At 69.8% G+C, this 19,964-nt stretch carries 19 protein-coding genes; 8 read left to right on the forward strand and 11 right to left on the reverse strand.

The window, feature by feature from the left end; all coding sequences use genetic code 11:
* The coding region (locus V5E28_RS49585; RefSeq protein ID WP_442945852.1) for a DinB/UmuC family translesion DNA polymerase at nt 1-149 on the forward strand (149 nt) is incomplete at its 5' end.
* A gap of 258 nt (nt 150-407) precedes the next feature.
* Here V5E28_RS49585 and V5E28_RS21370 read toward each other — a convergent pair.
* Nucleotides 408-617: a ubiquitin-like protein Pup gene (locus V5E28_RS21370; RefSeq protein ID WP_336208758.1), complete on the reverse strand. Its 210-nt coding sequence runs from the start codon at nt 615-617 to the stop codon at nt 408-410.
* Between the two features lie 149 nt (nt 618-766).
* Here V5E28_RS21370 and V5E28_RS21375 point away from each other — a divergent pair, with 149 nt between their 5' ends.
* Nucleotides 767-1,171 carry a hypothetical protein gene (locus tag V5E28_RS21375; protein WP_336208760.1) on the forward strand — a complete coding sequence of 135 codons (405 nt, stop codon included), beginning with the start codon at nt 767-769 and terminating at the stop codon, nt 1,169-1,171.
* 66 nt (nt 1,172-1,237) lie between these two features.
* On the opposite strand, the gene dop is transcribed toward V5E28_RS21375, so the two are convergent.
* From dop to V5E28_RS21390, 3 genes are all read right to left on the reverse strand, one after another.
* Nucleotides 1,238-2,752: a depupylase/deamidase Dop gene (dop, locus tag V5E28_RS21380; protein WP_336208761.1), complete on the reverse strand. Its 1,515-nt coding sequence runs from the start codon at nt 2,750-2,752 to the stop codon at nt 1,238-1,240.
* A 418-nt stretch (nt 2,753-3,170) separates the two neighbouring features.
* The gene (locus V5E28_RS21385; protein WP_336208762.1) at nt 3,171-3,377 is read right to left on the reverse strand and encodes a hypothetical protein; all 207 of its coding nucleotides are present in this window, start codon (nt 3,375-3,377) and stop codon (nt 3,171-3,173) included.
* A gap of 55 nt (nt 3,378-3,432) precedes the next feature.
* Nucleotides 3,433-4,530 carry an acyltransferase family protein gene (locus V5E28_RS21390; RefSeq protein WP_336208763.1) on the reverse strand — a complete coding sequence of 366 codons (1,098 nt, stop codon included), beginning with the start codon at nt 4,528-4,530 and terminating at the stop codon, nt 3,433-3,435.
* Nucleotides 4,531-4,647: 117 nt separating this feature from the next.
* Between V5E28_RS21390 and V5E28_RS21395 the strand changes: the two genes are divergently transcribed.
* Entirely contained in the window at nt 4,648-5,457 is an 810-nt protein-coding gene (locus V5E28_RS21395) for a serine hydrolase (RefSeq protein WP_336208764.1), read from the forward strand.
* Nucleotides 5,458-5,528: 71 nt separating this feature from the next.
* Here the strand turns inward: V5E28_RS21395 and arc are convergent, their stop codons facing one another.
* Nucleotides 5,529-7,301 carry a proteasome ATPase gene (arc, locus tag V5E28_RS21400; RefSeq protein ID WP_336208765.1) on the reverse strand — a complete coding sequence of 591 codons (1,773 nt, stop codon included), beginning with the start codon at nt 7,299-7,301 and terminating at the stop codon, nt 5,529-5,531.
* Nucleotides 7,302-7,495: 194 nt separating this feature from the next.
* Nucleotides 7,496-8,347 (reverse strand): tRNA (adenine-N1)-methyltransferase, encoded by an 852-nt coding sequence (locus V5E28_RS21405; protein ID WP_336208766.1) that lies wholly within the window; start codon nt 8,345-8,347, stop codon nt 7,496-7,498.
* A gap of 55 nt (nt 8,348-8,402) precedes the next feature.
* Here V5E28_RS21405 and V5E28_RS21410 point away from each other — a divergent pair, with 55 nt between their 5' ends.
* Nucleotides 8,403-9,491: a GNAT family N-acetyltransferase gene (locus tag V5E28_RS21410; RefSeq protein WP_336208767.1), complete on the forward strand. Its 1,089-nt coding sequence runs from the start codon at nt 8,403-8,405 to the stop codon at nt 9,489-9,491.
* Between the two features lie 172 nt (nt 9,492-9,663).
* Nucleotides 9,664-10,257: a hypothetical protein gene (locus V5E28_RS21415; RefSeq protein ID WP_336208768.1), complete on the forward strand. Its 594-nt coding sequence runs from the start codon at nt 9,664-9,666 to the stop codon at nt 10,255-10,257.
* Between the two features lie 752 nt (nt 10,258-11,009).
* Here V5E28_RS21415 and V5E28_RS21420 read toward each other — a convergent pair.
* Both V5E28_RS21420 and V5E28_RS21425 read right to left on the reverse strand, forming a co-directional pair.
* Nucleotides 11,010-12,467 (reverse strand): FHA domain-containing protein, encoded by a 1,458-nt coding sequence (locus V5E28_RS21420; protein ID WP_336208769.1) that lies wholly within the window; start codon nt 12,465-12,467, stop codon nt 11,010-11,012.
* 344 nt (nt 12,468-12,811) lie between these two features.
* Nucleotides 12,812-13,948 carry a site-2 protease family protein gene (locus V5E28_RS21425; RefSeq protein WP_336208770.1) on the reverse strand — a complete coding sequence of 379 codons (1,137 nt, stop codon included), beginning with the start codon at nt 13,946-13,948 and terminating at the stop codon, nt 12,812-12,814.
* 114 nt (nt 13,949-14,062) lie between these two features.
* On the opposite strand from V5E28_RS21425, the gene V5E28_RS21430 reads away from it, so the two are divergent.
* Genes V5E28_RS21430 through V5E28_RS21440 form a run of 3 tightly spaced genes read left to right on the forward strand, consistent with a single transcriptional unit; the run spans nt 14,063 to nt 16,826 of the window.
* The gene (locus tag V5E28_RS21430; protein WP_336208771.1) at nt 14,063-14,923 is read left to right on the forward strand and encodes a RecB family exonuclease; all 861 of its coding nucleotides are present in this window, start codon (nt 14,063-14,065) and stop codon (nt 14,921-14,923) included.
* A 59-nt stretch (nt 14,924-14,982) separates the two neighbouring features.
* Nucleotides 14,983-16,146 carry a sensor histidine kinase gene (locus V5E28_RS21435; RefSeq protein ID WP_336208772.1) on the forward strand — a complete coding sequence of 388 codons (1,164 nt, stop codon included), beginning with the start codon at nt 14,983-14,985 and terminating at the stop codon, nt 16,144-16,146.
* Nucleotides 16,143-16,826, forward strand: coding sequence for a response regulator transcription factor (locus V5E28_RS21440; RefSeq protein ID WP_336208773.1), 684 nt, complete (start codon nt 16,143-16,145; stop codon nt 16,824-16,826). Before V5E28_RS21435 ends, V5E28_RS21440 begins: the two co-directional genes overlap by 4 nt.
* A 33-nt stretch (nt 16,827-16,859) precedes the next feature.
* Here the strand turns inward: V5E28_RS21440 and V5E28_RS21445 are convergent, their stop codons facing one another.
* Genes V5E28_RS21445 through V5E28_RS21455 form a run of 3 tightly spaced genes read right to left on the reverse strand, consistent with a single transcriptional unit; the run spans nt 16,860 to nt 19,911 of the window.
* Nucleotides 16,860-17,915 carry an ABC transporter ATP-binding protein gene (locus V5E28_RS21445; RefSeq protein WP_442945850.1) on the reverse strand — a complete coding sequence of 352 codons (1,056 nt, stop codon included), beginning with the start codon at nt 17,913-17,915 and terminating at the stop codon, nt 16,860-16,862.
* On the reverse strand, nt 17,876-18,901 hold the full coding sequence (locus V5E28_RS21450) for an ABC transporter ATP-binding protein (RefSeq protein WP_336208775.1): 1,026 nt from the start codon (nt 18,899-18,901) through the stop codon (nt 17,876-17,878). The genes V5E28_RS21445 and V5E28_RS21450 overlap by 40 nt, the downstream gene beginning before the upstream one ends.
* Nucleotides 18,898-19,911, reverse strand: coding sequence for an ABC transporter permease (locus V5E28_RS21455; protein WP_336208776.1), 1,014 nt, complete (start codon nt 19,909-19,911; stop codon nt 18,898-18,900). Before V5E28_RS21455 ends, V5E28_RS21450 begins: the two co-directional genes overlap by 4 nt.
* Between the last annotated feature and the right edge of the window lie 53 nt (nt 19,912-19,964).

The following is a 19,964-nucleotide window of genomic DNA, read 5'->3' on the forward strand; positions in this document are numbered from 1 at the left end:
TCACGCGAACCCGCCAGACCACGCTCGCAGCCCCCACCACCGACCCGGCGGCCCTCACCCACGCCGCCCTCATCGCGCTCGGCCGCTTCGAACTCACCCGCCCGGTGCGCCTCCTCGGCGTCGCCGTCACCTACGAGATGCCCGCCTAGACACGCACGGCCCCGGCACGGATGCCCGGCCGCGGCCCGTCGTGGGACATCGCGGAGAGTCTCAGCAGGTGCTCTCACTCACTCCCGTGTCTCATGTGGCGCATCACCGAGGCATGGCGCGGACGGCAATGGTTCGTCAACCCATCCCCGCACAGCTCGACTCCTCTCGAACCCCGCTCTCGAGGCACCTTTCGCAGCGCGGGCAGTGCTCACTCCCTGCTCCGCGCCTCCACCTCCGTCCAGACGTCCGAACGCGGGCTACTCCCCGCCCTTTTGGACGTAACTCCGCACGAACTCCTCAGCGTTCTCCTCGAGAACTTCGTCGATTTCGTCCAGGATCGAGTCGACGTCGTCGGTGAGCTTCTCCTGACGCTCCTGCACGTCCGGCGCAGCCGACGCCTCGGTCTCCTCGACCTCGGACTCACGCCGGCCGGTCTGCTTCTGTCCGCCGGTGTCCTTGCTTGCCATGTCCTACCTCCACGTCGGGGGACTGCCCTCTAGCCCATATCTTCCCCGAACGGAGCGACATTTCGCGCCGATCGTCCCGCGATCTTGCCGACTTGACTAGATAGTGCTGCTATCCAATACTGGACCCACGCCCTCGAAGGAGGTTCACGATGTCCCCCGCATCCCTGAGCACGGCCGGTGTGCTCCTCATCACGGTCCCCGGCGTCGCCTTCGGCGGCGTCTCACTGCTGTCGTTCCTTATGCGAAACGTCCCCGGCTATCTGGACAACCCGGTCCGGCGCGGGCTGTGGCGGGCCGGCCACGCGCACGCCGGCGTGCTCGTCCTGTTCAGCCTCGTGGCGATGCTGTACGTGGACCAGGCCGACCTGTCGGAGCCGCTGAAGAGTCTGGTGCGCGTCTCGATCGTGGCCGCGCCGATCCTGATGCCTCTGGGCTTCTTCCTGTCGGTGGCCCGTCCCAGCGACACCAAGCCGAGCAAGCTCATCTATCTGACGATCGCGGGCGGAGTCTGCTTGGCGGTGGGCACGCTGACGCTGGGCATCGGGCTGATCTGAGCCGACGCCTTTACGATGTAGATCAGAATCAGCGCGGACGCCGCACGGCGCCCGAAGCTGGAAGGGCTAGTCCCCGCCCGTCAGGGCCGCGACGAGTTCGGCCGCCGTGCGGCAGCGGTCGAACAGCTCGCCGACGTGCGCCTTGGTGCCGCGCAACGGCTCCAAGGTGGGAACGCGCTGCAGCGACTCCCTGCCGGGGATGTCGAAGATGACGGAGTCCCAGGACGCGGCGGCGACGGACTCGCTGTATTGACGCAGGCAGCGGCCGCGGAAGTAGGCGCGGGTGTCGGTCGGCGGGTTCTCGACGGCCCGGTCCACCTCGTCCTCGGTGATGAGGCGCTGCATGCGGCCGCGGGCGACCAGCCGGTTGTACAGGCCGCGGTCGGGGCGGATGTCGGAGTACTGCAGGTCGACGAGGCCGAGCCGCGGGTGGGACCAGGCGAGGCCGTCGCGGCTGCGGTAGCCCTCCAGGAGCTCGAGTTTGGCGACCCAGTCGAGCTCTCTGGACAGTTGCATCGGGTCTTCCGCCAGGCGGGTGAGCACCGACTCCCAGCGGTCGAGGATGTCCTTGTTCATCTCGTCCTGGGCGGTGCCGCGCTCTTCGACGTACTTGCGGGCCTGTTCGAGATACTCCATCTGCAGCTGGATGGCGGTCAGCTTGCGGCCGTCGCGCATCGGGATCTCGTAGCGGCAGGTGGGGTCGTGGGAGACGGCGCGCAGGGACTGGACGGGGTTTTCGACGGCCAGGTCGCGGCTGAGGAAGCCTTCTTCGATCATGGCGAGGACGAGCGCGGTCGAGCCGAGCTTCAAGTATGTGGATATTTCCGACATGTTGGCGTCGCCGATGATCACGTGGAGGCGCCGGTACTTCTCCGGGTCGGCGTGCGGCTCGTCGCGGGTGTTGATGATGGGCCGCTTCAGTGTGGTCTCGAGGCCCACCTCGACCTCGAAGAAGTCGGCCCGCTGGCTGATCTGGAAGCCTTCGCCGCGCGAGTCCTGCCCGATGCCGACCTTGCCGGCGCCGACGACGACCTGGCGGGAGACGAAGAACGGGGTCAGGTGGCGGACGATGTCGGCGAACGGGGTGGCCCGGCGCATGAGGTAGTTCTCGTGGCAGCCGTAGCTGGCGCCCTTGGCGTCGGTGTTGTTCTTGTAGAGCTGGATGGGCGCGTTGGACGGGATGGCGCTGGCGCGCTGGGCCGCGTCGTACATGACCCGCTCGCCCGCCTTGTCCCAGATGACGGCGGCGCGCGGGTTGGTGCACTCGGGCGTGGAGTATTCGGGGTGGGCGTGGTCGACGTAGAGCCGGGCGCCGTTGGTGAGGATGACGTTGGCCAGGCCGAGGTCCTCATCCGTGAGCTGGCTGGGGTCGGCGACCTCTCTGGCGAGGTCGAAGCCCCGGGCGTCGCGCAGGGGGTTCTCCTCCTCGAAGTCCCAGCGCGCTCTGCGCGCCCTGGCCGCCGAGGCGGCCAGGTAGGCGTTGACCACCTGGGAGGAGGTCACCATCGCGTTGGCGCCTGGCTGACCTGGTACGGAAATGCCGTACTCGGTCTCGATGCCCATCACCCGACGCACCGTCATGCGCACCCTCTGTTCGTCCGGATCTGTCTATCCGCCGTTTATATGCCCGAGCCTATGCCCTTCACAGTGCCCCAGGGTCACAGAGTTATGGCACCTACGCCTTCCGAACCTATACGGCGGAGCTGCGTCGCGTCGCGGTGCGCCGATCACGCGCGCGCCGCACCGGGGAAGTGGAGATCTCCGGCGCGGCGTGCCGACAGCCGTGTGCGTGGCGGCGGGAGCCCAGGTACGGCCGCCGATGAAAGCGTTGTCCACCGCCCGCCAGCAGGGGAGCCGGCCCTGGTGGCAAAACCGGAATTTGACGTCGGCCTTGCCGTTCTCCGGAGAGATCGGCACGACCTGGACGGCGGGGCCGGAGGCGCCCGCCGGGAGGGACGCTCGGCAGCCGGTAGGCACGCCCCATGACGGTGTGTCGGGGTCAGGGGGCGGGACGTACCGCGGTGACCAGCACGGTACGGGAGGAGACACCGACCTTGCGCATGGCGGGCAGGTCACGGCGGGCCAGCCCGGCGGTGCAGGCGTCGACGAAGGCCCGGGCGTCGGCCAGGCGACCCACGCCGACCAGGGTGTCCAGGAGGACCGGGACGAGGTCGGCGGCCATCGCGTCGTCCCTGCCGATCGACATCGACGCTTTGGTTTTCGACCCACGGATACCGTTCATTACTGCATATCCGCATACCTCACGATCGCGAGATTGGCCAGGCTTCGGCCGACGGCACCGTCTCTCTGGGCACCGCCGACGCCGGGGTCGCGGGCCGGCGGGGCTTGAGCAACCGCTGAAGAGGACGCTCGGCGACGGCGTAGACGAGGTATGACAGGACGACGGCCGCGAGCGTGGTGATCATGACCACCAGCAACGGAGGCCGCTCGCCCACCAGCAACGGGATGAGGGCGACCGCGATCGTGGAGTGGAACAGGTACAGCGGGTAGGTCGTGGCGCCGAGCGCGGTGAGCGCGGCACGGGACCGCATCCTGAGCGCCCCGAGGGCCACCAGGATCATCACGGCGAAGATCAGCGTGATGGCGAGGATCACGCTCAGGTCGCTGACGGGCATGTTCCTGAACCCGGCCAGCTCGATCCGGCCGTGCACGCGCTCGATGGCCGCGTTCACGGACAGGACGTACGCGGCGGCGAGATAGATCCACACGAGCCAGCCGCCACCGTGCTTGTGGATCAGGTAGAGGGCCATACCGGCGACGAAGTACGGCGCGTAGCGGGGCATGACGATCTCGCTGAGCAGCGGGTTCCCGAGCAGTTCGGCGCCGAGCGCGGCGACCAGCCAGATCCCGCAGAAGGCCAGGACGCGGCCGTAGGTGACGCCGACCAGCACGAGGATCGCGATGAGCAGGTAGAAACGCAGCTCGGCCCAGAGAGACCAGTAGACCCCCGCCGCGTCGGTCACCTTGAACAACCGCTGGAACATGGTGGCGTTGACCAGATAATCGCCCGGTGAGAGTTTCGGATCCAGTGCCTTGGCTCCGGTCAGACCGTAGAGGGCGGCGACGGCGGCCAGGCTGAGCCAGTAGGCCGGGTAGAGCCTGACGAGCCGGGAGCGGGCGAACGCGCCGAGGCCGCGCCCCCAGGCGCTCATGAGGATGACGAACCCGCTGATCATGAAGAACAGCTCGACGCCGAGGATGCCGAGCCCGGCGACGGGGGCCACGGCGGGGAAGAGCTCGGCGGGCCGGTCTCCCCAGACGGAGGCGTAGGCGATCAGGTAGTGGAAGGCCAGCACCGCCAGGGCGGCGATGAACCGCAGGAGGTCGAGCTCGGCCAACCGGCCATCCCCCTGAGCGTGTTTCGACCGGTTACCTCGTTGCACGACCCCTTTGACGTAAATTCCGTCACTTCGGTTCCATCAGTCACACCTTTCACAGCGTGGGAGGATGCCTGGATGCTTGAGAGGATCGCCGCGGACTGCCCGGGGACCCTGGCGGTGGCGGTACGCGGGGTGGGGGTGCCGGACCCGGCCGGCCTGACCGTCAACGAGGATGCGGTGCTGCCGCTGGCCAGCGTCGGCAAGGTGCTGCTGCTGGCCGAGGTCGCCAGGGCGGTCGAGAGCGGCCTCATGCAGGAGGACGAGCGGTTGGAGGTCCTGGACGAGGACTACTGCGGCGGCTCCGGCCTGCTGACCGGCCTGGCGGCGCGCGCCTGGACGGTGGGCGATCTGGCGCTGCTGACGGCGGCGGTGAGCGACAACACGGCGACGAACGCGCTGCTGCGCCGGGTGGGCGTGGACCGGGTGAACGCGACGGCGTCGGCGCTCGGCCTGTCGCGGACGCGCCTGCTGGACCGCATCAGAGAGCCCCGCCTGCCGTCGCATCCGCCGACGTTCGCGGTGGGCACGGCGGCCGAACTGGCCGGCCTGGCGGCGCTCGTGGCGGGCGGCGAGGGCTGGCAGGTGCGGCTGCGCGGCTGGATGCGGGCCAACACCGACCACGGCCTGGTCCCCGCGCTGCTGGGGCACGATCCGGAGAGCGGCTGGCTGGCGAACAAGACGGGGACCGACGACGGCATCCGCGCGGACGTGGGCCTCACCGGCTCGCTCGCCTACGCGGTGCTCGCCTCGGGCTCCGCGGGCAGCGACGCGGGTCTGGTCACGGCGGTCCGCCGGGCGGGCAGGCTCATCCTGACCCATCCTTCAGCCCGCGAGGCGGGCGGCCACATCCCGGCCACCGGCCTGACCTGGCCCTCCGTCCCCTAGACCCCGCCTGCCTTCCAGACGCGGACGGGCCGCGCGGACGGTGTCCGCGCGGCCCGGTCGCCTCGCCGTGCTTACAGGTACTGGCCGGTGTTGGCGACGGTGTCGATGGAACGGCCGGCTTCGGCGCCCTGCTTGCCGGAGACGAGCGTACGGATGTAGACGATCCGCTCGCCCTTCTTGCCGGAGATGCGGGCCCAGTCGTCGGGGTTGGTGGTGTTGGGCAGGTCCTCGTTCTCGGAGAACTCGTCCACGCAGGCCGCGAGCAGGTGCTGCACCCGCAGGCCCTTCTGGCCGCTCTCCAGGAACTGCTTGATCGCCATCTTCTTGCCCCGGTCGACGATGTTCTGGATCATCGCGCCGGAGTTGAAGTCCTTGAAGTAGAGGACTTCCTTGTCGCCGTTGGCGTAGGTCACTTCGAGGAAGCGGTTCTCTTCGCTCTCGGTGTACATGCGCTCGACGACGCTCTGGATCATGCCGTGGATGGTGGCCTCACGGGAGCCACCGTGCTCGGTCAGGTCCTCGGGATGCAGCGGCAGATCGGTGATGAGGTACTTGGAGAAGATGTCCTTGGCCGCCTCGGCGTCCGGCCGCTCGATCTTGATCTTGACGTCCAGGCGGCCGGGCCGCAGGATCGCCGGGTCGATCATGTCCTCGCGGTTGGAGGCGCCGATGACGATGACGTTCTCCAGGCCCTCGACACCGTCGATCTCCGACAGCAGCTGAGGGACGATGGTGTTCTCGACGTCGGACGACACACCCGAGCCTCGGGTGCGGAAGATCGAGTCCATCTCGTCGAAGAACACGATCACCGGGGTGCCCTCGGAGGCCTTCTCACGGGCACGCTGGAAGACCAGGCGGATGTGCCGCTCGGTCTCGCCGACGTACTTGTTGAGCAGCTCCGGACCCTTGATGTTGAGGAAGAAGCTCTTGCCGGACTGGCCGGTCTTCTCCGCGACCTGCTTGGCCAGGGAGTTGGCGACGGCCTTGGCGATGAGCGTCTTGCCACAGCCGGGAGGGCCGTAGAGCAGGACGCCCTTGGGCGGGCGCAGCTTGTGCTCGCGGAACAGGTCGGCGTGCAGGTAGGGGAGCTCGATGGCGTCCCTGATCTGCTCGATCTGCCGCATGAGGCCGCCGATCTCCTCGTAGGAGATGTCGGGGACCTCTTCGAGCACGAGCTCTTCGACTTCGGACTTGGGAATGCGCTCGTAGACGTAGCCGGAGCGCGGCTCGAGCAGGAGCGAGTCGCCCGCCCTGATGGGCTGGCCGACCAGCGACTCGGCCAGTCGCACGACGCGCTCCTCGTCGGCGTGCGAGATGACCAGGGCGCGCTTGCCCTCGTCGAGCAACTCCTTGAGCATCACGATCTCGCCGACCTCTTCGTAGCCGAGTGCTTCGACCACGTTGAGCGCCTCGTTGAGCATGACCTCCTGGCCACGCCGCAGCGCATCGGCGTCGACGGCGGGGCTGACGTTCACCCGCAGCTTGCGGCCGCCGGTGAACACCTCGATCGTGCCGTCTTCTCTGGCCTCGAGGAAGGTGCCGAATCCGGATGGCGGCTGCGCCAGCCGGTCGACCTCCTCCTTGAGAGCGACGATCTGGTCCCGGGCCTCCTTGAGGGTTGCCACCAGGCGCTCATTCTGGCCGGTAACGGCCGCGAGGTTCGCCTGTGCCTCATGGAGACGCTCTTCGAGGACTCTGGCCTGACGGGGTGACTCGGCCAGCTTCCGCCTCAGCGCGGTGATCTCCTCCTGGAGGAAGGAGACCTGTGTTGAAAGATCAGCGACCTCCCGTTCGCGCTGCGCGGCTCGAGCCTCAGCATCATCGCGAGCTGCCACGCCCGTCACCTCCTTCCCAGTCGAGGGCGACTACTAAGGACCTTACCTATCTCGGGCCCCTCCGTAACCTGGCCGGGCAGTGTTCGTAGAGTGACAATCAGTATTCGGTGAATAATCCCCAATAGTGCGTTTAACACTCCCAGCATATGAACACGGCGATCTGTTCCCGTGTCACGCACCAACGCACCCTCGTGGCCAAATTGTCATAGTTCTTCGGTGGTTCCCTTCGGTCGTCGACGGCGCGGCGGCGGGGTGACGCCGTCGGCCATGCGGCGGGCGGTGACGAGGAACCCGGTGTGCCCGATCATGCGGTGATCGGGCCGAACGGCGAGCCCTTCGACATGCCAGTCGCGAACCAGGGTCTCCCACGCATGAGGCTCGGTGAAACTCCCGTGATCCCGAATGACCTCGACGGTTTTCGAGAGCTGGGTCGTGGTGGCCACGTAGCAGCAGATCACGCCGCCCGGTGTGAGGGCCTTGGAGACGGCGTCGACGCACTCCCAGGGGGCGAGCATGTCGAGGATCACCCGGTCCACGTCCGACTCGTCGATGGAGGACACCAGGTCGCCGACGACCAGCCGCCAGTTGTCGTCCATCGGGCCGCCGTAGAACCTCTCCACGTTCTTGCGGGCGACGTCGGCGAACTCCTCGCGGCGCTCGTAGGAGGTGACATGGCCCTCGGGGCCGACCGCGCGCAGCAGGAAGCACGTCAGCGCCCCGGAGCCGACCCCCGCCTCGATCACGCGGGCGCCGGGGAAGATGTCGGCCATGCCGACGATCTGCGCCGAGTCCTTCGGGTAGATCACGGCCGCGCCGCGCGGCATGGCGAGGGTGTAGTCCTGCAGCAGGTGGCGGAAGGCCAGATACTGGGTGCCGCCGGACGAGCGCACCACGGAGCCTTCGGGCTGTCCGATCAGATCGCTGTGCGGGATGGCGCCCTTGTGCGTGTGGAAGACGCCGTCCTCTTTGAGCGTGATCGTGTGGCGCTTGTTCTTGGGGTCGGTGAGCTGCACCTGATCCCCCGCCTGGAACGGCCCATGCCTGCGGAAACCCATGGCGGCAAGGTTATAGGGCTTTCGAGCACGTCACGACGCGCGATATCTATGGGGGATGTTCCCGCGTGAAGTGATCTCCGTCGGCTCTCTCGTGCTGCGCCCCCCGGCCGACGACGACGTCGAGGCGATCGCCTCCACCTGCGACGATCCGGTGACGGCCCGCTTCATTCCCCTGCTTCCCACGCCGTACACGCCGCAGGACGCGCGGGACTGGGTGCGGCGCTCGCGGGAGGTCTGGGAGGGCGGCGGCGCCGAGTTCTCGATCACCGAGAACGGCCGCTACATCGGCTCCGCGGGCGTCAGCGCGCCGACTCCGTCTGGGTCGGTCGAGATCGGCTATCTGGTGGCGCCGTGGGCGCGCGGCAAGGGCGTGGCGGGCACGGCGGCCCGCGGAGTGGCCGAGTGGCTGCTCGACCGGGGCGTGGAGCGTGTCGAGTTGCAGGCCGAGGTGGAGAACCTGCCCGGGCTGCGGGTCGCCTACCGGGCCGGTTTCCGCGAGGAGGGGCGCAGGCGCGACGCCGCGGCGCTTCGTGACGGGCGGCGGGTGGATCTGGTGATGTTCGCCAGGCTCGCCCGGGACCCGGGTGAGCCTGTGGAGCCCTATCTGCCGCCCTTCGAGGGCGGCGAGCTGACCGACGGCGTGGTGCGGCTGACGCCGCTCGGCGTGCGGGACGCCGCGGACTTCCACCGGATGATGGCCGAGCCGAGCGTCGCCGAATACGGCATGGGCCCGGTCAACACGCTGGAGGACGACGAGCGGCGCTGCCGGTGCACCGGCTACTTCTGGGTGTCCGGGCAGCGGATCGAACTCGCGGTCAGGGATGCCGCCACCGGCGAGTTCGCCGGGCACCTGCAGCTCGTCCAGATCGTGCCGATGTTCGGGCAGGCCATGGTCGGCTACTCGCTGGTGCCGGGCTTTCGCGGCAGGGGCTTCATGACGCGGGCGGTGCGCCTGCTGGCCGACTGGGCGTTCGCCGCCACCGGGCTGCACCGGCTGGTCGCCGGGACCGACACCGCCAACACCGCCTCGCAGGCGGTGCTGCGACGTGCCGGGTTCGTCCGCGAGTCCGTGCGCAGGCAGGTGCTCCCCAAGCGCGACGGCTCCCGCGCCGACGAGATCGAGTGGCTCCTCCTCCGCCCCTGACGGCCCGCGCCGGCGAGATCGGGCGGCTCCAGTACAGCCATTGTCGGGAAAATCCTGATTTCCCTTTGAGGTCTGGTCAACCGCCATGCCGCGGGCGATACTCCGAGTCACCGTCCCCGAGATTCGCGTGATCACGCTGCGCGATCTCTCCCCCTCCGCCGAGGGACCTGCGATGCCTTACAACCGTGCCGACGTCGCCACGCGTGAGCTCATCACCGCCTTCTCCTGCCTCGAGAGCGCCGGGCTGATCGACCGCCTTGCGCGCACCGCCGCGACCGTCGTCGGCGCGGCGTACGCGGGGTTCGTCCGGGTGGACCCCCTGCGGGAGGAGGCGCGGGCCGTCCACATGCACGGCCCGCCGGGCGACCCGCTGCAGATGCGCTGCTGGCTGAAGGAGTCGGGCGTGCTCAAGGAGCTGGCCGTCTCTTTGTCTCGGGTGCTGCTGGTGCCGGACGCGTCGGTGGGCGCGCCCGGCTTCCTGGCCTCGCCGGTGCCGCTGGCGACGCACGACCACACGTTCCTGTGGGTGGCGGGCCGGGGCTTCGACGACCTGGACGAGCACCTGCTCGGCCGCTTCGCCACGGCCTCGGGCCGTGCCCTGGAGGCCGCCAGCGGCCTGGACGCGGCCGTCCGGCTCCTGCGCGGCGTGCAGGCCCTCACGGCGCCGGCCGAGCCCCACTGGCACGCGCACCACCGCCCGCCGCACGCCCCCCGTCACACGGTCCTGCCCCGCTCCACCGACCCTGGCCACCCCTTCCCCTCCTGACGGCCCCTTCTCGTCCCCGCCCCCGGCCTTCCTCCCGTGACAGCGCCGGGACGCTGTACGGCGGGCCGGCGATCTGCTTTCCGTACGGTCCAGATGGCGGGAAAGGACCGACCGCGACCGGGGTGGGTATTGCGCGAAATGCCGATACAAATCGCCATCCCAGGCGTGATCAGCACTGCTGGAATTTGCGAGGAAGAATCGCCATTTCCAAGGAAAGACGTACAAACAATAACCGAGAGCGATGCCGTGAGAGCGCGATCAGGCCTCTCCCCGTGGAGCGAGGCCCGAAGCCTGCCGGAACCACCTGAAAGCCGGGGCGCTCGACGGACCGGAAGTCCTCGACCGGAGGCGTGAAGGCCGTACAGGGCGGAGGATCCGAAGATCGTCGGGAGGTCCGGACCCGGGACGGGCTCCCGAGATCGGACAAGAACCCGGACCGGCATCGAGCCCTGCAACGGTAGATCGCGGGCTCTGGACCAGCGGCCAGGACGCCCAAGTCCGGAAAGTCGGGCAGCCGAGAAGGCAGTGCCGGGCACTGGGTGAGCGAGCTGCCAGCCGGAAATAGACTTTCTCAACCTGAAATACGGGTAATTAATTCAGTCGGCGAATCGGCGTGAGGGCGCATCAAAGGCGTAATCGCCACCCCGATTCCGCCGGCGGAGCACCTCGTGACGCTGTCCGCCGTACTGGAGAAGCCGTTCTGGAGAAACGGCAGGGCCCGCGCCCCGCGAGGGGGCGCGGGCACGGGCCGGTCAGCCGCGGTGCGCCTCGAAGCGCAGGGTGCGGGAGACGCCCACGCGCACGGTGGTGCCGGGCGCGATGGCCACGGGCTCGTTGGGCGGGATGTCGTAGAAGTTCGGGTCGCCGGGCGGCTGGATCTGCGTGCCGTTGACGGAACCGAGGTCGACCAGGTTGACGTCCCAGCCGTCCAGCGCCACCCGCAGGTGCCTGCGGGAGACCGAGCCGTCGGGGCTGGTGACCTTGGCGGGGCGGGCGGTGCCGCCGGCCACCTCGGGCGCCCGCTCGGGGTCACGGCCCAGCAGGTAGTCGCTGTCCAGTGGCAGCGCCGTGCCGTCGTCGAGGACGAGGACGCCGAGCGGCGGGCGCGGCCCCTTGTAGGGGACGAGCGTGCGCTGGACGAGGGCGATGCCGCACACGGCGCAGTAGGGGGCGCGCGGGTCGTTGAAGTGGTCGTTCTTGCAGTCGACCCCGTAGACCAGCGGCCGGTCGCCGTGGTCGGGCTGCTCCTGGTGCGGTGGCCCGGGCTGGTCGAACGGCTCCTGGGGCGGCCCCATGAGGGGCGGGCCGGGCTCGAAGTGGTCCTGCGGCGGGCCCATCGGCTGCGGGCCGGGCTGGTCGTAGGACTCCGGGACCGTTCCGTTGCCCGAGGGGACCGGCTCGTCGTAGGAGGGGAAGGGGGCCGGCTCCGGATGCGCGGGGGACTGCTGCTCCAGCACCGGCTGGGGCTGCGACTGCTGAGGCTGGAACTGCGGGCCGGAGGGCGGGCCCTGCTGCATGGGGGGCTGCTGGTCGGCTCCGGACAGCGGGTAGGGCGGAGCCTGGGCGGGCTGCGGTGACGGCTGGCTGTGTGGCTGGCGCGGCTGCCCCGATGGCTGGCTGTGCGGCTGGCCCTGCGGCTCGGCGCGCGGCAGCAGATCGGCTTCGATGTGGAAGGCCGTGTTGGGCATCTCGCTGGTGAGCGGCCTGGACTGGGCGGCGGGAGCCTGCTCCGCGAGCCCGCCCACGAGCCCGCCCACGACGCCGCCTCCGTGCACGACGCCGCCGTCGAAGCGGACGGCGGGATGCGGGCGGCCGGCGCCGGGCAGGCTCAGCTCGACGCTCTCGACGGGTCCGCCGATGAGCCGGTCGGCCCAGGTGAGGGAGTCGCTGCCGGCCAGGCGGGTCTGCCCAGCGGCCGTGCTGATCGTGGCCGAGGCGGAGCCGCTCACCAGGACGGCCACGCCGTCGCCGACGGGGCCCGCCACGGCGCAGGTCGCCGGGTCGCGCGCCATGTTGGCGGCGAGGACCTGCGCGGCGCGCCTGGCCAGCGCCCTGCCGTCACCACCGGAGGCGGCCGTGTCGCGCAGCGCTTCGAGCAGGCCGGTCGCGGCGGCCTCGTCCGCGTCGCAAACCAGCAGAAGCCCGCCCTCGAGAGCGACCAGCCCGTTTCCGGGAAGCGGGCGCACCGCCTGGAAACCCTGGTCCGTCATGAGTCCTCCCTCATGACCGTGCTGCGCTCATCGGTGCCCTCGCTGCGCTCGGTCACTCAACTCTCCTCCCCGGAAGCCGGCGATGTTGCGGCACCCGCACCACCGTGCCGGCCCAGCCATACGCATACCCAGACGACGGGGCGCTGTCGCGGCCGCCCCGTCTCGATTCGGTGAACCGGTGGGCCGCGGCAAACCCTTCAACTGTGCAAGTTTGGCCAAACAGCACACTATCGGCCAGACGCCGCATCATCGAATCGCCGGGGGTGTGAACGGGCCGCACTTCAGCGGCCTGATCACTGGACATGACACTAGCCGGGGGCCGCCACTTAGACGAGTGGGACAAATCAGACGCCGGTGAACACGCGGTTGACGTCGATGGTGGCGAGCACCCCGTAGATCTCGCCGCCCCGCTCGACGAGCAGGTACTCGCCCGCGGGGGCCTCGCGCATGGCGTCGATCAGCGGCTCGCCCACGAGGTCGGCGGCGAGCACCATGGACGGCTCCAGGGTCTTGGCCATGGAGCCCACGTTCACCCAGGGGCGGCGGTGCTCGGGGGTGGCCTGAACGGCCGACTCGTTGACGATGGCGACCGGGCGGCCCTCGTGGTCCACCACGACGAGAGCTCCGGCGCCGCTCTCGGCGGCCTGGCGCAGCGCCTCGGCCAGCGGCGTCTCCGCCGTCACCGGGATCGCCCTGCGTGCCAGGTTGCGCGCGTTGACCTGCGGGATCCTGGCGCGGACGCGGGCGACGCGGAGCGACTGGGTGGCGCCCATCCAGATGAAGGAGGCCAGCACGAGCGGCCAGATCAGGTCACGGGGGTCGACGTCCTGACCGGTCGTCATCGCCATGGCGAACGGCGCCGCGACCAGCAGCACCGCCAGCACCCGGCCGCCCCAGGCCGCGGCGACGGTGCCGGTGCCGGGGCTGCGGGTGAGTTTCCAGACGCCGGCGCGCAGCATCCTGCCGCCGTCCAGCGGCAGGCCCGGCAGCAGGTTGAAGACGCCGACGATGAGGTTGGCGACCCACAGCTGCAGGATCAGCACCTGCGGGATGCCGCCGCCGTTGATGAGGAAGACGTCGGCGGCCAGGCCGACACCGGCCAGCCCGAGCGACAGCACCGGCCCGGCGGCGGCGACCATGAACTCCTTGCCGGGTGTGGGCGGCTCCTTCTCGATCTCCGACACCCCGCCGAGGAGGTAGAGGGTGATCCGGCGGACCGGCAGCCCGTAGGACTTGGCCAGGACGCTGTGGGCCAGCTCGTGCAGCAGCACCGAGACGTACAGCAGGACCGCGAAGACGAACGCGACCGCGTAGGCGGCGGTGGTGTCGAGCTCGGGCAGCATGGCGACCACGGTGTCGCCGAACAGCCAGGTGATGAAGGCCGCGACGATGAACCACGTCCACGACACGTAGACGGGGATGCCGAAGGGGCTCCCCATCCGGATACCGGAGAACTCCTGTCGCGGGTTCTGCTCGCTCACCGCACTCCTTGCCGTCCAGCACGCGCCTGTCGCTGCCTTGATGCTACGCGCCGGACCGCGTGATCCCGGACTCGCGGCCTTATTATGTCGGGCCGGTGACCTAGAGTGCGGTGCATGACGTTGACCGAGCCGGTGATCATCGGAGCCCTCTCCCCCTCCCGCGCGGGCGACTTCATGACCTGTCCGCTGCTCTATCGCTTCCGGGTGATCGACCAGCTTCCGGAGCGGCCCTCGCAGGCGGCGGTGCGCGGCACGGTGGTGCACGCGGTGCTGGAGCGGCTCTACGACCTGCCCGCGCCGCGGCGTTCGGTGGAGGCGGCGCTGGGGCTGCTGGAGCCGCAGTGGCAGCGGCTGCTGGCCGACGAGCCGCTCTACGCGGAGATGTTCACCGACGACGCCGAGCAGGCCGAGTGGCTCGCCCAGGCGCGGGGGATGCTGGAGCGCTATTTCACGCTGGAGGACCCGACGCGGCTGGAGCCCGCCGAGCGGGAGCTCTACGTGCAGGCGGTGCTCGACGGCGGGCTGATGCTGCGGGGTTATGTCGACCGGCTGGACGTGGCGCCGACCGGCGAGGTGCGGGTGGTCGACTACAAGACGGGCAGCGCGCCGGGGCCGGACTTCGAGGCCAAGGCGCTGTTCCAGATGAAGTTCTACGCGCTGGTGCTGTGGCGGCTGCGCGGCGAGGTGCCCAGGCTGCTGCAGCTGGTCTATCTGGGCGGCCGGGGCGAGGTGCTGCGCTACGCCCCCGACGAGGCCGATCTGCTGGCCACCGAGCGCAAGGTGCGGGCGTTGTGGACGGCGATCGAGCGGGCGCTGGAGTCGGGCGAGTGGCGGGCCAGGCCGAGCCGCCTGTGCGACTGGTGCGACCACCAGGCGCTCTGTCCGGAGTTCGGCGGCACCCCCCCGCCGGTGCCGGACCGGCAGCCGGGTGACACGGTCAGGAGCAACCGGCGCTCGGCCACCGACGAGCTGTAGGCCCGTTCTCCTCCTTGGGTAGGAGGTTGCGCGCTTTCACCCGGGCCTACAGTGAAGCGGTGCGCGCAGACCGAACCACGTTCCATGACGCGGTCCTGGCCGTGCTGGTGGCCGCGGTCTCGGTGGCGCTGTTCCTGGTCCAGGAGGTCGACCCTGGCCTCGTGGCGGGCGACGTCCGCGCCCCCGACGCCCTCGGGGTCACCCTGGTGCTGCTGATGTGCGTGCCGGTGGCGGTGCGCATGCGCTGGCCGCTGGCGGGGCTGTGCGCGAGCCTGGTTCCCGAGACGCTGCTGGTCACGCTCGGCTACGGCGCCTCCCTCGCGGGAGTGGCGGGGCTGGTTCTGCTCTACTCGGTGGCCTCCTATCGCGGGCTGGCGGCGGCGCTGGGCGGGCTGCTGCTGTCGCTCGTCGTCTACGTGGTGGGCTCCTCGGCCGGTCCACTCTCGGCGGCGCACTGGAGCGATCACATGGCGGTGGTCGTGGTGCTGGTGGCGGTCTGGGGGGCCGGGCGGAGCCTGCGGCTGCGCCGCGCCTACCTGGCCGAGCTGAAGGACCGCGCGGCCCGGCTGGAGCGGGCGCGCGCGGCCGACACCCGGGCGGCCAGGGCGGAGGAGCGTTCGAGGATCGCCCGCGAGCTGCACGACGTCGTCGCCCACCACGTGAGCGTGATGACGGTGCAGGCGGCAGCGGCGCGCAAGGTGCTGGCCTCGGATCCGGAGCTGGCGCGCGAGGCGCTGTCGGCGATCGAGTCGACCGGCCGCACGGCGATGGCCGAGATGCGCGACATCGTCGGCGTGCTCCGCGCCGACGCCCGCGCCGAGCTGGGGCCGCAGCCGGGCATGCGGGACCTGCCCGCCCTGGTGGAGCAGATGCGGGAGGCCGGGCTGGTCACCAGCCTGTCGGCGGAGGGCACGCCGCGGCCGATCCCGGCGGGGGTCGACCTGGCCGCTTACCGCCTGGTCCAGGAAGGGCTGACCAACACCCTTCGGCACGCGGGTGCGGGCGCGCAGGCCGTGGTGACCGTGCGGCACGGGCCCTGCGAGCTGGAGGTGCGGGTGGAGGACGACGGGCTGGGTGTGGCCGCCCCGGCCCAGCGGCCGGGGCACGGTCTGGTAGGGATTCGCGAGAGGGTCGCCCTCTATGGTGGAATCCTGACCATCGGCCCGAAAGCCGGGGGCGGTTTCGAGGTGAGGGCGAGATTCCCGTTGAAGGACGGACGATGACGATCAGGGTGCTGCTGGTCGACGACCAGCCGCTGCTGCGCACGGGGTTCCGCCTGATTCTGGAGGCCGAGCCCGACATCACCGTCGTCGGGCAGGCGGGTGACGGCAAGGCCGCGCAGGAGCAGACCAGGGCGCTGCTGCCGGACGTGGTGCTCATGGACATCCGGATGCCCGGCGTCGACGGCATCGAGGCGACCCGCAGGATCGTGCGAGAGGCAGCTCCGGCCGCGCACGTGCCCAAGGTGCTGGTGCTGACGACCTTCGACCTGGACGAGTACATCGTGGAGGCGCTGCGTTCCGGCGCGTCCGGGTTCCTGCTGAAGGACGTGCCGCCCGACGAGCTGGTGCAGGCGATCAGGGTGGTGGCCGCAGGCGACGCGATCGTCTCGCCGAGCGTGACCAGGCGGCTGCTCGACCGGTTCGCGGCCCGGCTGCCGTCGGCCTACGAGCAGACCACTCCCGCCCGGCTGGACCGGCTGACCGAGCGGGAGCTGGAGGTGCTGCGGCTGATCGCCAAGGGCATGTCCAACGCGGAGATCGCGGCCAAGCTGGTGGTGAGCGAGACCACGGTCAAGACGCACGTGGGCAACGTGCTGACCAAGCTCGGGCTGCGCGATCGGGTGCAGGCGGTGGTGCTGGCCTATGAGACCGGCCTGATCACCCCGGGTGCCCTGTCCTGATCTGACGGCCGGGACAGGGCCGGGGTGTTCCGGTCAGGCCTTCGCGGCGTCCTCGGTGGTGGCCACGGGGACGTTCTCCGGGAAGTGGCAGGCGACGCGGTGGCCGCCGGCCAGCTCCTCGAGCGGCGGCTCGACGGTCTTGCAGATGTCCTGCGCCTTCCAGCAGCGCGTGTGGAAACGGCACGCGGGCGGCGGGTTGAGCGGGCTCGGCACGTCGCCGGTGAGGCGGATCCGCTCGCGGTCCCTGCGCACCTTGGGGTCGGGCACCGGCACCGCCGACAGCAGCGCGTTGGTGTAGGGGTGCATGGGCGCGGTGTAGAGACGCTTGCGGTCGGCGATCTCGACGATCTTGCCGAGATACATGACCGCCACCCTGTCGCTGATGTGGCGCACCACAGACAGGTCGTGGGCGATGACCACGTAGGTCAGGTCGAGCTCGTTCTGCAGGTCTTCCAGCAGGTTGACGACCTGGGCCTGGATGGACACGTCCAGCGCGGAGACCGGCTCGTCGGCGATGATGAGCTTGGGCTTCAGCGCGAGGGTGCGGGCGATGCCGATGCGCTGCCGCTGACCGCCGGAGAACTCGTGCGGGTAGCGGTTGTAGTGCTCGGGGTTGAGGCCGACCAGCTCAAGGATGTCCTGCACGGCCTTCTTGGTGCCGTTTTCGGTCTTGACGCCCTGGATGCGGAACGGCGCGCCGACGATGGCGCCGACCGTGTGCCGGGGGTTGAGCGACGAGTAGGGATCCTGGAAGATCATCTGCATGTCGCGGCGCAGCGGGCGCAGCTTGCCCTGGCCCATGTGGCTGATGTCGCGCCCCTCGAAGACGACCTTGCCTCCGGTGGGCTCCAGCAGCCGGGTCACCAACCGGCCGGTGGTGGACTTGCCGCAGCCCGACTCCCCCACCAGTCCCAGGGTCTCGCCCTTGAACACGTCGAAGCTGATCCCGTCCACCGCCTTGACGGCGCCGACCTGCCGCTTGAGCAGGCCTTTGGTGACGGGGAAGTGCTTCTCGAGGTTGTGCACCGAAAGAAGCGGCTCATTCTCGCTCACTGGGTCTCCAGCACTGGCTTGATCTCGTTCTCCCACAGCGTCCGCCGCTCCGTCCTGGTCATGTGGCAGCGCACCAGGTGCCCGCGCTCCGTCGGAGCCAGGTCCGGCACCTCGGTGGAGGCGCGGCCTTCCGTACGGTCGGCGTACGGGCAGCGGGGGTGGAAGGCGCAGCCCGCAGGCACGTTGATGAGCGACGGCGGGGAGCCCTTGATCGGCATCAGCCGCTCGGTCCGCTCCCGGTCGAGGCGGGGCATGGAGCCCAGCAGACCCCAGGTGTAGGGGTGCTCGGGGTTGTAGAAGATGTCGTCGGCCTTGCCGTACTCGACGCACTTGCCGCCGTACATCACCAGGATGTCGTCCGACAGCTCGGCCACGACGCCGAGGTCGTGGGTGATGATGATCAGCGCGGAGTTGAACTCACGCTGCAGGTCACGCATCAGGTCGAGGATCTGGGCCTGCACGGTCACGTCGAGCGCGGTGGTGGGCTCGTCGGCGATGAGCAGCTCGGGGTCGCACGACAGCGCCATGGCGATCATGGCGCGCTGGCGCATGCCGCCGGAGAACTCGTGCGGGTAGCTGTCGACGCGCCCGGCCGGCTCGGGGATCCCGACGCGGCCGAGCAGGTCGATCGCGTGCTTGCGCGCCACCTGCTTGCTGACGTCGTGGTGGATCCGGTAGGCCTCGATGATCTGGTGGCCGACGGTGTAGTAGGGGTGCATCGACGACAGCGGATCCTGGAAGATCATCGCCATCCTCTTGCCGCGCAGGGTGCGCACGTGCTCGGCCGAGGCTGCGACGAGCTCCTCGCCGTCGAGCCAGATCTCACCGGAGATCTTGGCCCGGCCGCCCTTGTGCAGGCCGAGGATGCCGAGGCTGGTCACGCTCTTGCCGGAGCCGGACTCGCCCACGATGCCCAGGGTCTGGCCGCGCTCGATGCCGAAGGTCAGGCCGTCGACGGCCCTGACGAGCCCGTCGTCGGTGGGGAAATGGATCTGCAGATCCTTGACGTCCAGGAAGCTCACGACAACCTCACCCTCGGGTCGACCACGGCGTAGAGGAGGTCGACGATCAGACTCGCGACCACCACGAAGCCGGCGGCGAACAGGACCACGCCCATGACCTGCGGCAGGTCCTGGTTTCTGATGGCCAGGATGGCGAACTGGCCGAGTCCGGGCAGAGTATAGGTGGTCTCGGTGAGCACGGCGCCGCCGATCAGCAGGCCGAAGTCGATGCCGAACAGGGTGAGGATCGGTGTCAGCGCGGCGCGCAGGCCGTGTTTCACCACGACGTCGCGTTCGCGCAGGCCTTTGGCGCGGGCGGTGCGGATGTAGTCCTCGCCCATGGTCTCCAGCATGCCCGCGCGGGTGAGCCTGGCATAGCTCGCCGCGAACAGGAACGCCAGCGTGATCCATGGCAGGAGCAGGTTGTAGGCCCACTCGGCGGGATTCTCCGTCAGGTCCGTCCACGCCCCGCCGGGCGGGGTCCAGCCGAGGCCGTAGCTGAAGACGACCAGGGAGACCATGCCGGTGAAGAAGATGGGCAGCGACACGCCGGCGAGCGCGGTGCCCATGGACAGGCGGTCGAAGAAGCTGCCGCGGCGCAGCGCGGACAGCACGCCCACGGACACGCCGAAGACCACCCAGAGGAAGGCGGCCCCGATGGCCAGGGAGAAGGTCACCGGCATGCGGTCGAGCAGATCCGGCCAGACGGGCTGTCCGCTGATGAAGGAGTAGCCGAGGCAGGGCGCCGGGCACTGCTCGACACCGGCTCCGTAGTCGTACTCGGCTCCGGCGAAGATGCCCTTGAGGAACCGGCCGTACTGCACCACGATCGGGTCGTTGAACCCGAGCCTCTCGGCGACGAGAGCCACCGTCTCCGGTGTGGCCGCGCGGCCGACGTAGCGCGAGGCGAGGGCCTCAGGGCTGGAACCGGCCCACTGCGGCACCACGAAGAAGATGCCGAAGGTGACCATGCTGATGACGATCAGCATGGCGAGAGCGCCGATGATTCGTCTGATGATGTATGTGAGCACCGCTACCGGCCGGATGGCCTGCCCGTCGCCGGGCAGGCCATCCCTGCCTTCAC

Origin of the sequence: Nonomuraea sp. LPB2021202275-12-8, assembly GCF_037044575.1 — a bacterium.
Classification (GTDB): Bacteria; Actinomycetota; Actinomycetes; order Streptosporangiales; family Streptosporangiaceae; genus Nonomuraea.

What these genes read in the sequence shown, in the direction of transcription:
- V5E28_RS21370 (WP_336208758.1), bottom strand. Translation starts at nt 617, where the DNA reads ATGGCAAGCAAGGACACCGGCGGACAGAAGCAGACCGGCCGGCGTGAG.
- V5E28_RS21375 (WP_336208760.1), top strand. Translation starts at nt 767, where the DNA reads ATGTCCCCCGCATCCCTGAGCACGGCCGGTGTGCTCCTCATCACGGTC.
- dop (WP_336208761.1), bottom strand. Translation starts at nt 2,752, where the DNA reads ATGACGGTGCGTCGGGTGATGGGCATCGAGACCGAGTACGGCATTTCC.
- V5E28_RS21385 (WP_336208762.1), bottom strand. Translation starts at nt 3,377, where the DNA reads ATGTCGATCGGCAGGGACGACGCGATGGCCGCCGACCTCGTCCCGGTC.
- V5E28_RS21395 (WP_336208764.1), top strand. Translation starts at nt 4,648, where the DNA reads ATGCTTGAGAGGATCGCCGCGGACTGCCCGGGGACCCTGGCGGTGGCG.
- V5E28_RS21405 (WP_336208766.1), bottom strand. Translation starts at nt 8,347, where the DNA reads ATGGGTTTCCGCAGGCATGGGCCGTTCCAGGCGGGGGATCAGGTGCAG.
- V5E28_RS21410 (WP_336208767.1), top strand. Translation starts at nt 8,403, where the DNA reads ATGTTCCCGCGTGAAGTGATCTCCGTCGGCTCTCTCGTGCTGCGCCCC.
- V5E28_RS21415 (WP_336208768.1), top strand. Translation starts at nt 9,664, where the DNA reads ATGCCTTACAACCGTGCCGACGTCGCCACGCGTGAGCTCATCACCGCC.
- V5E28_RS21420 (WP_336208769.1), bottom strand. Translation starts at nt 12,467, where the DNA reads ATGACGGACCAGGGTTTCCAGGCGGTGCGCCCGCTTCCCGGAAACGGG.
- V5E28_RS21430 (WP_336208771.1), top strand. Translation starts at nt 14,063, where the DNA reads ATGACGTTGACCGAGCCGGTGATCATCGGAGCCCTCTCCCCCTCCCGC.
- V5E28_RS21440 (WP_336208773.1), top strand. Translation starts at nt 16,143, where the DNA reads ATGACGATCAGGGTGCTGCTGGTCGACGACCAGCCGCTGCTGCGCACG.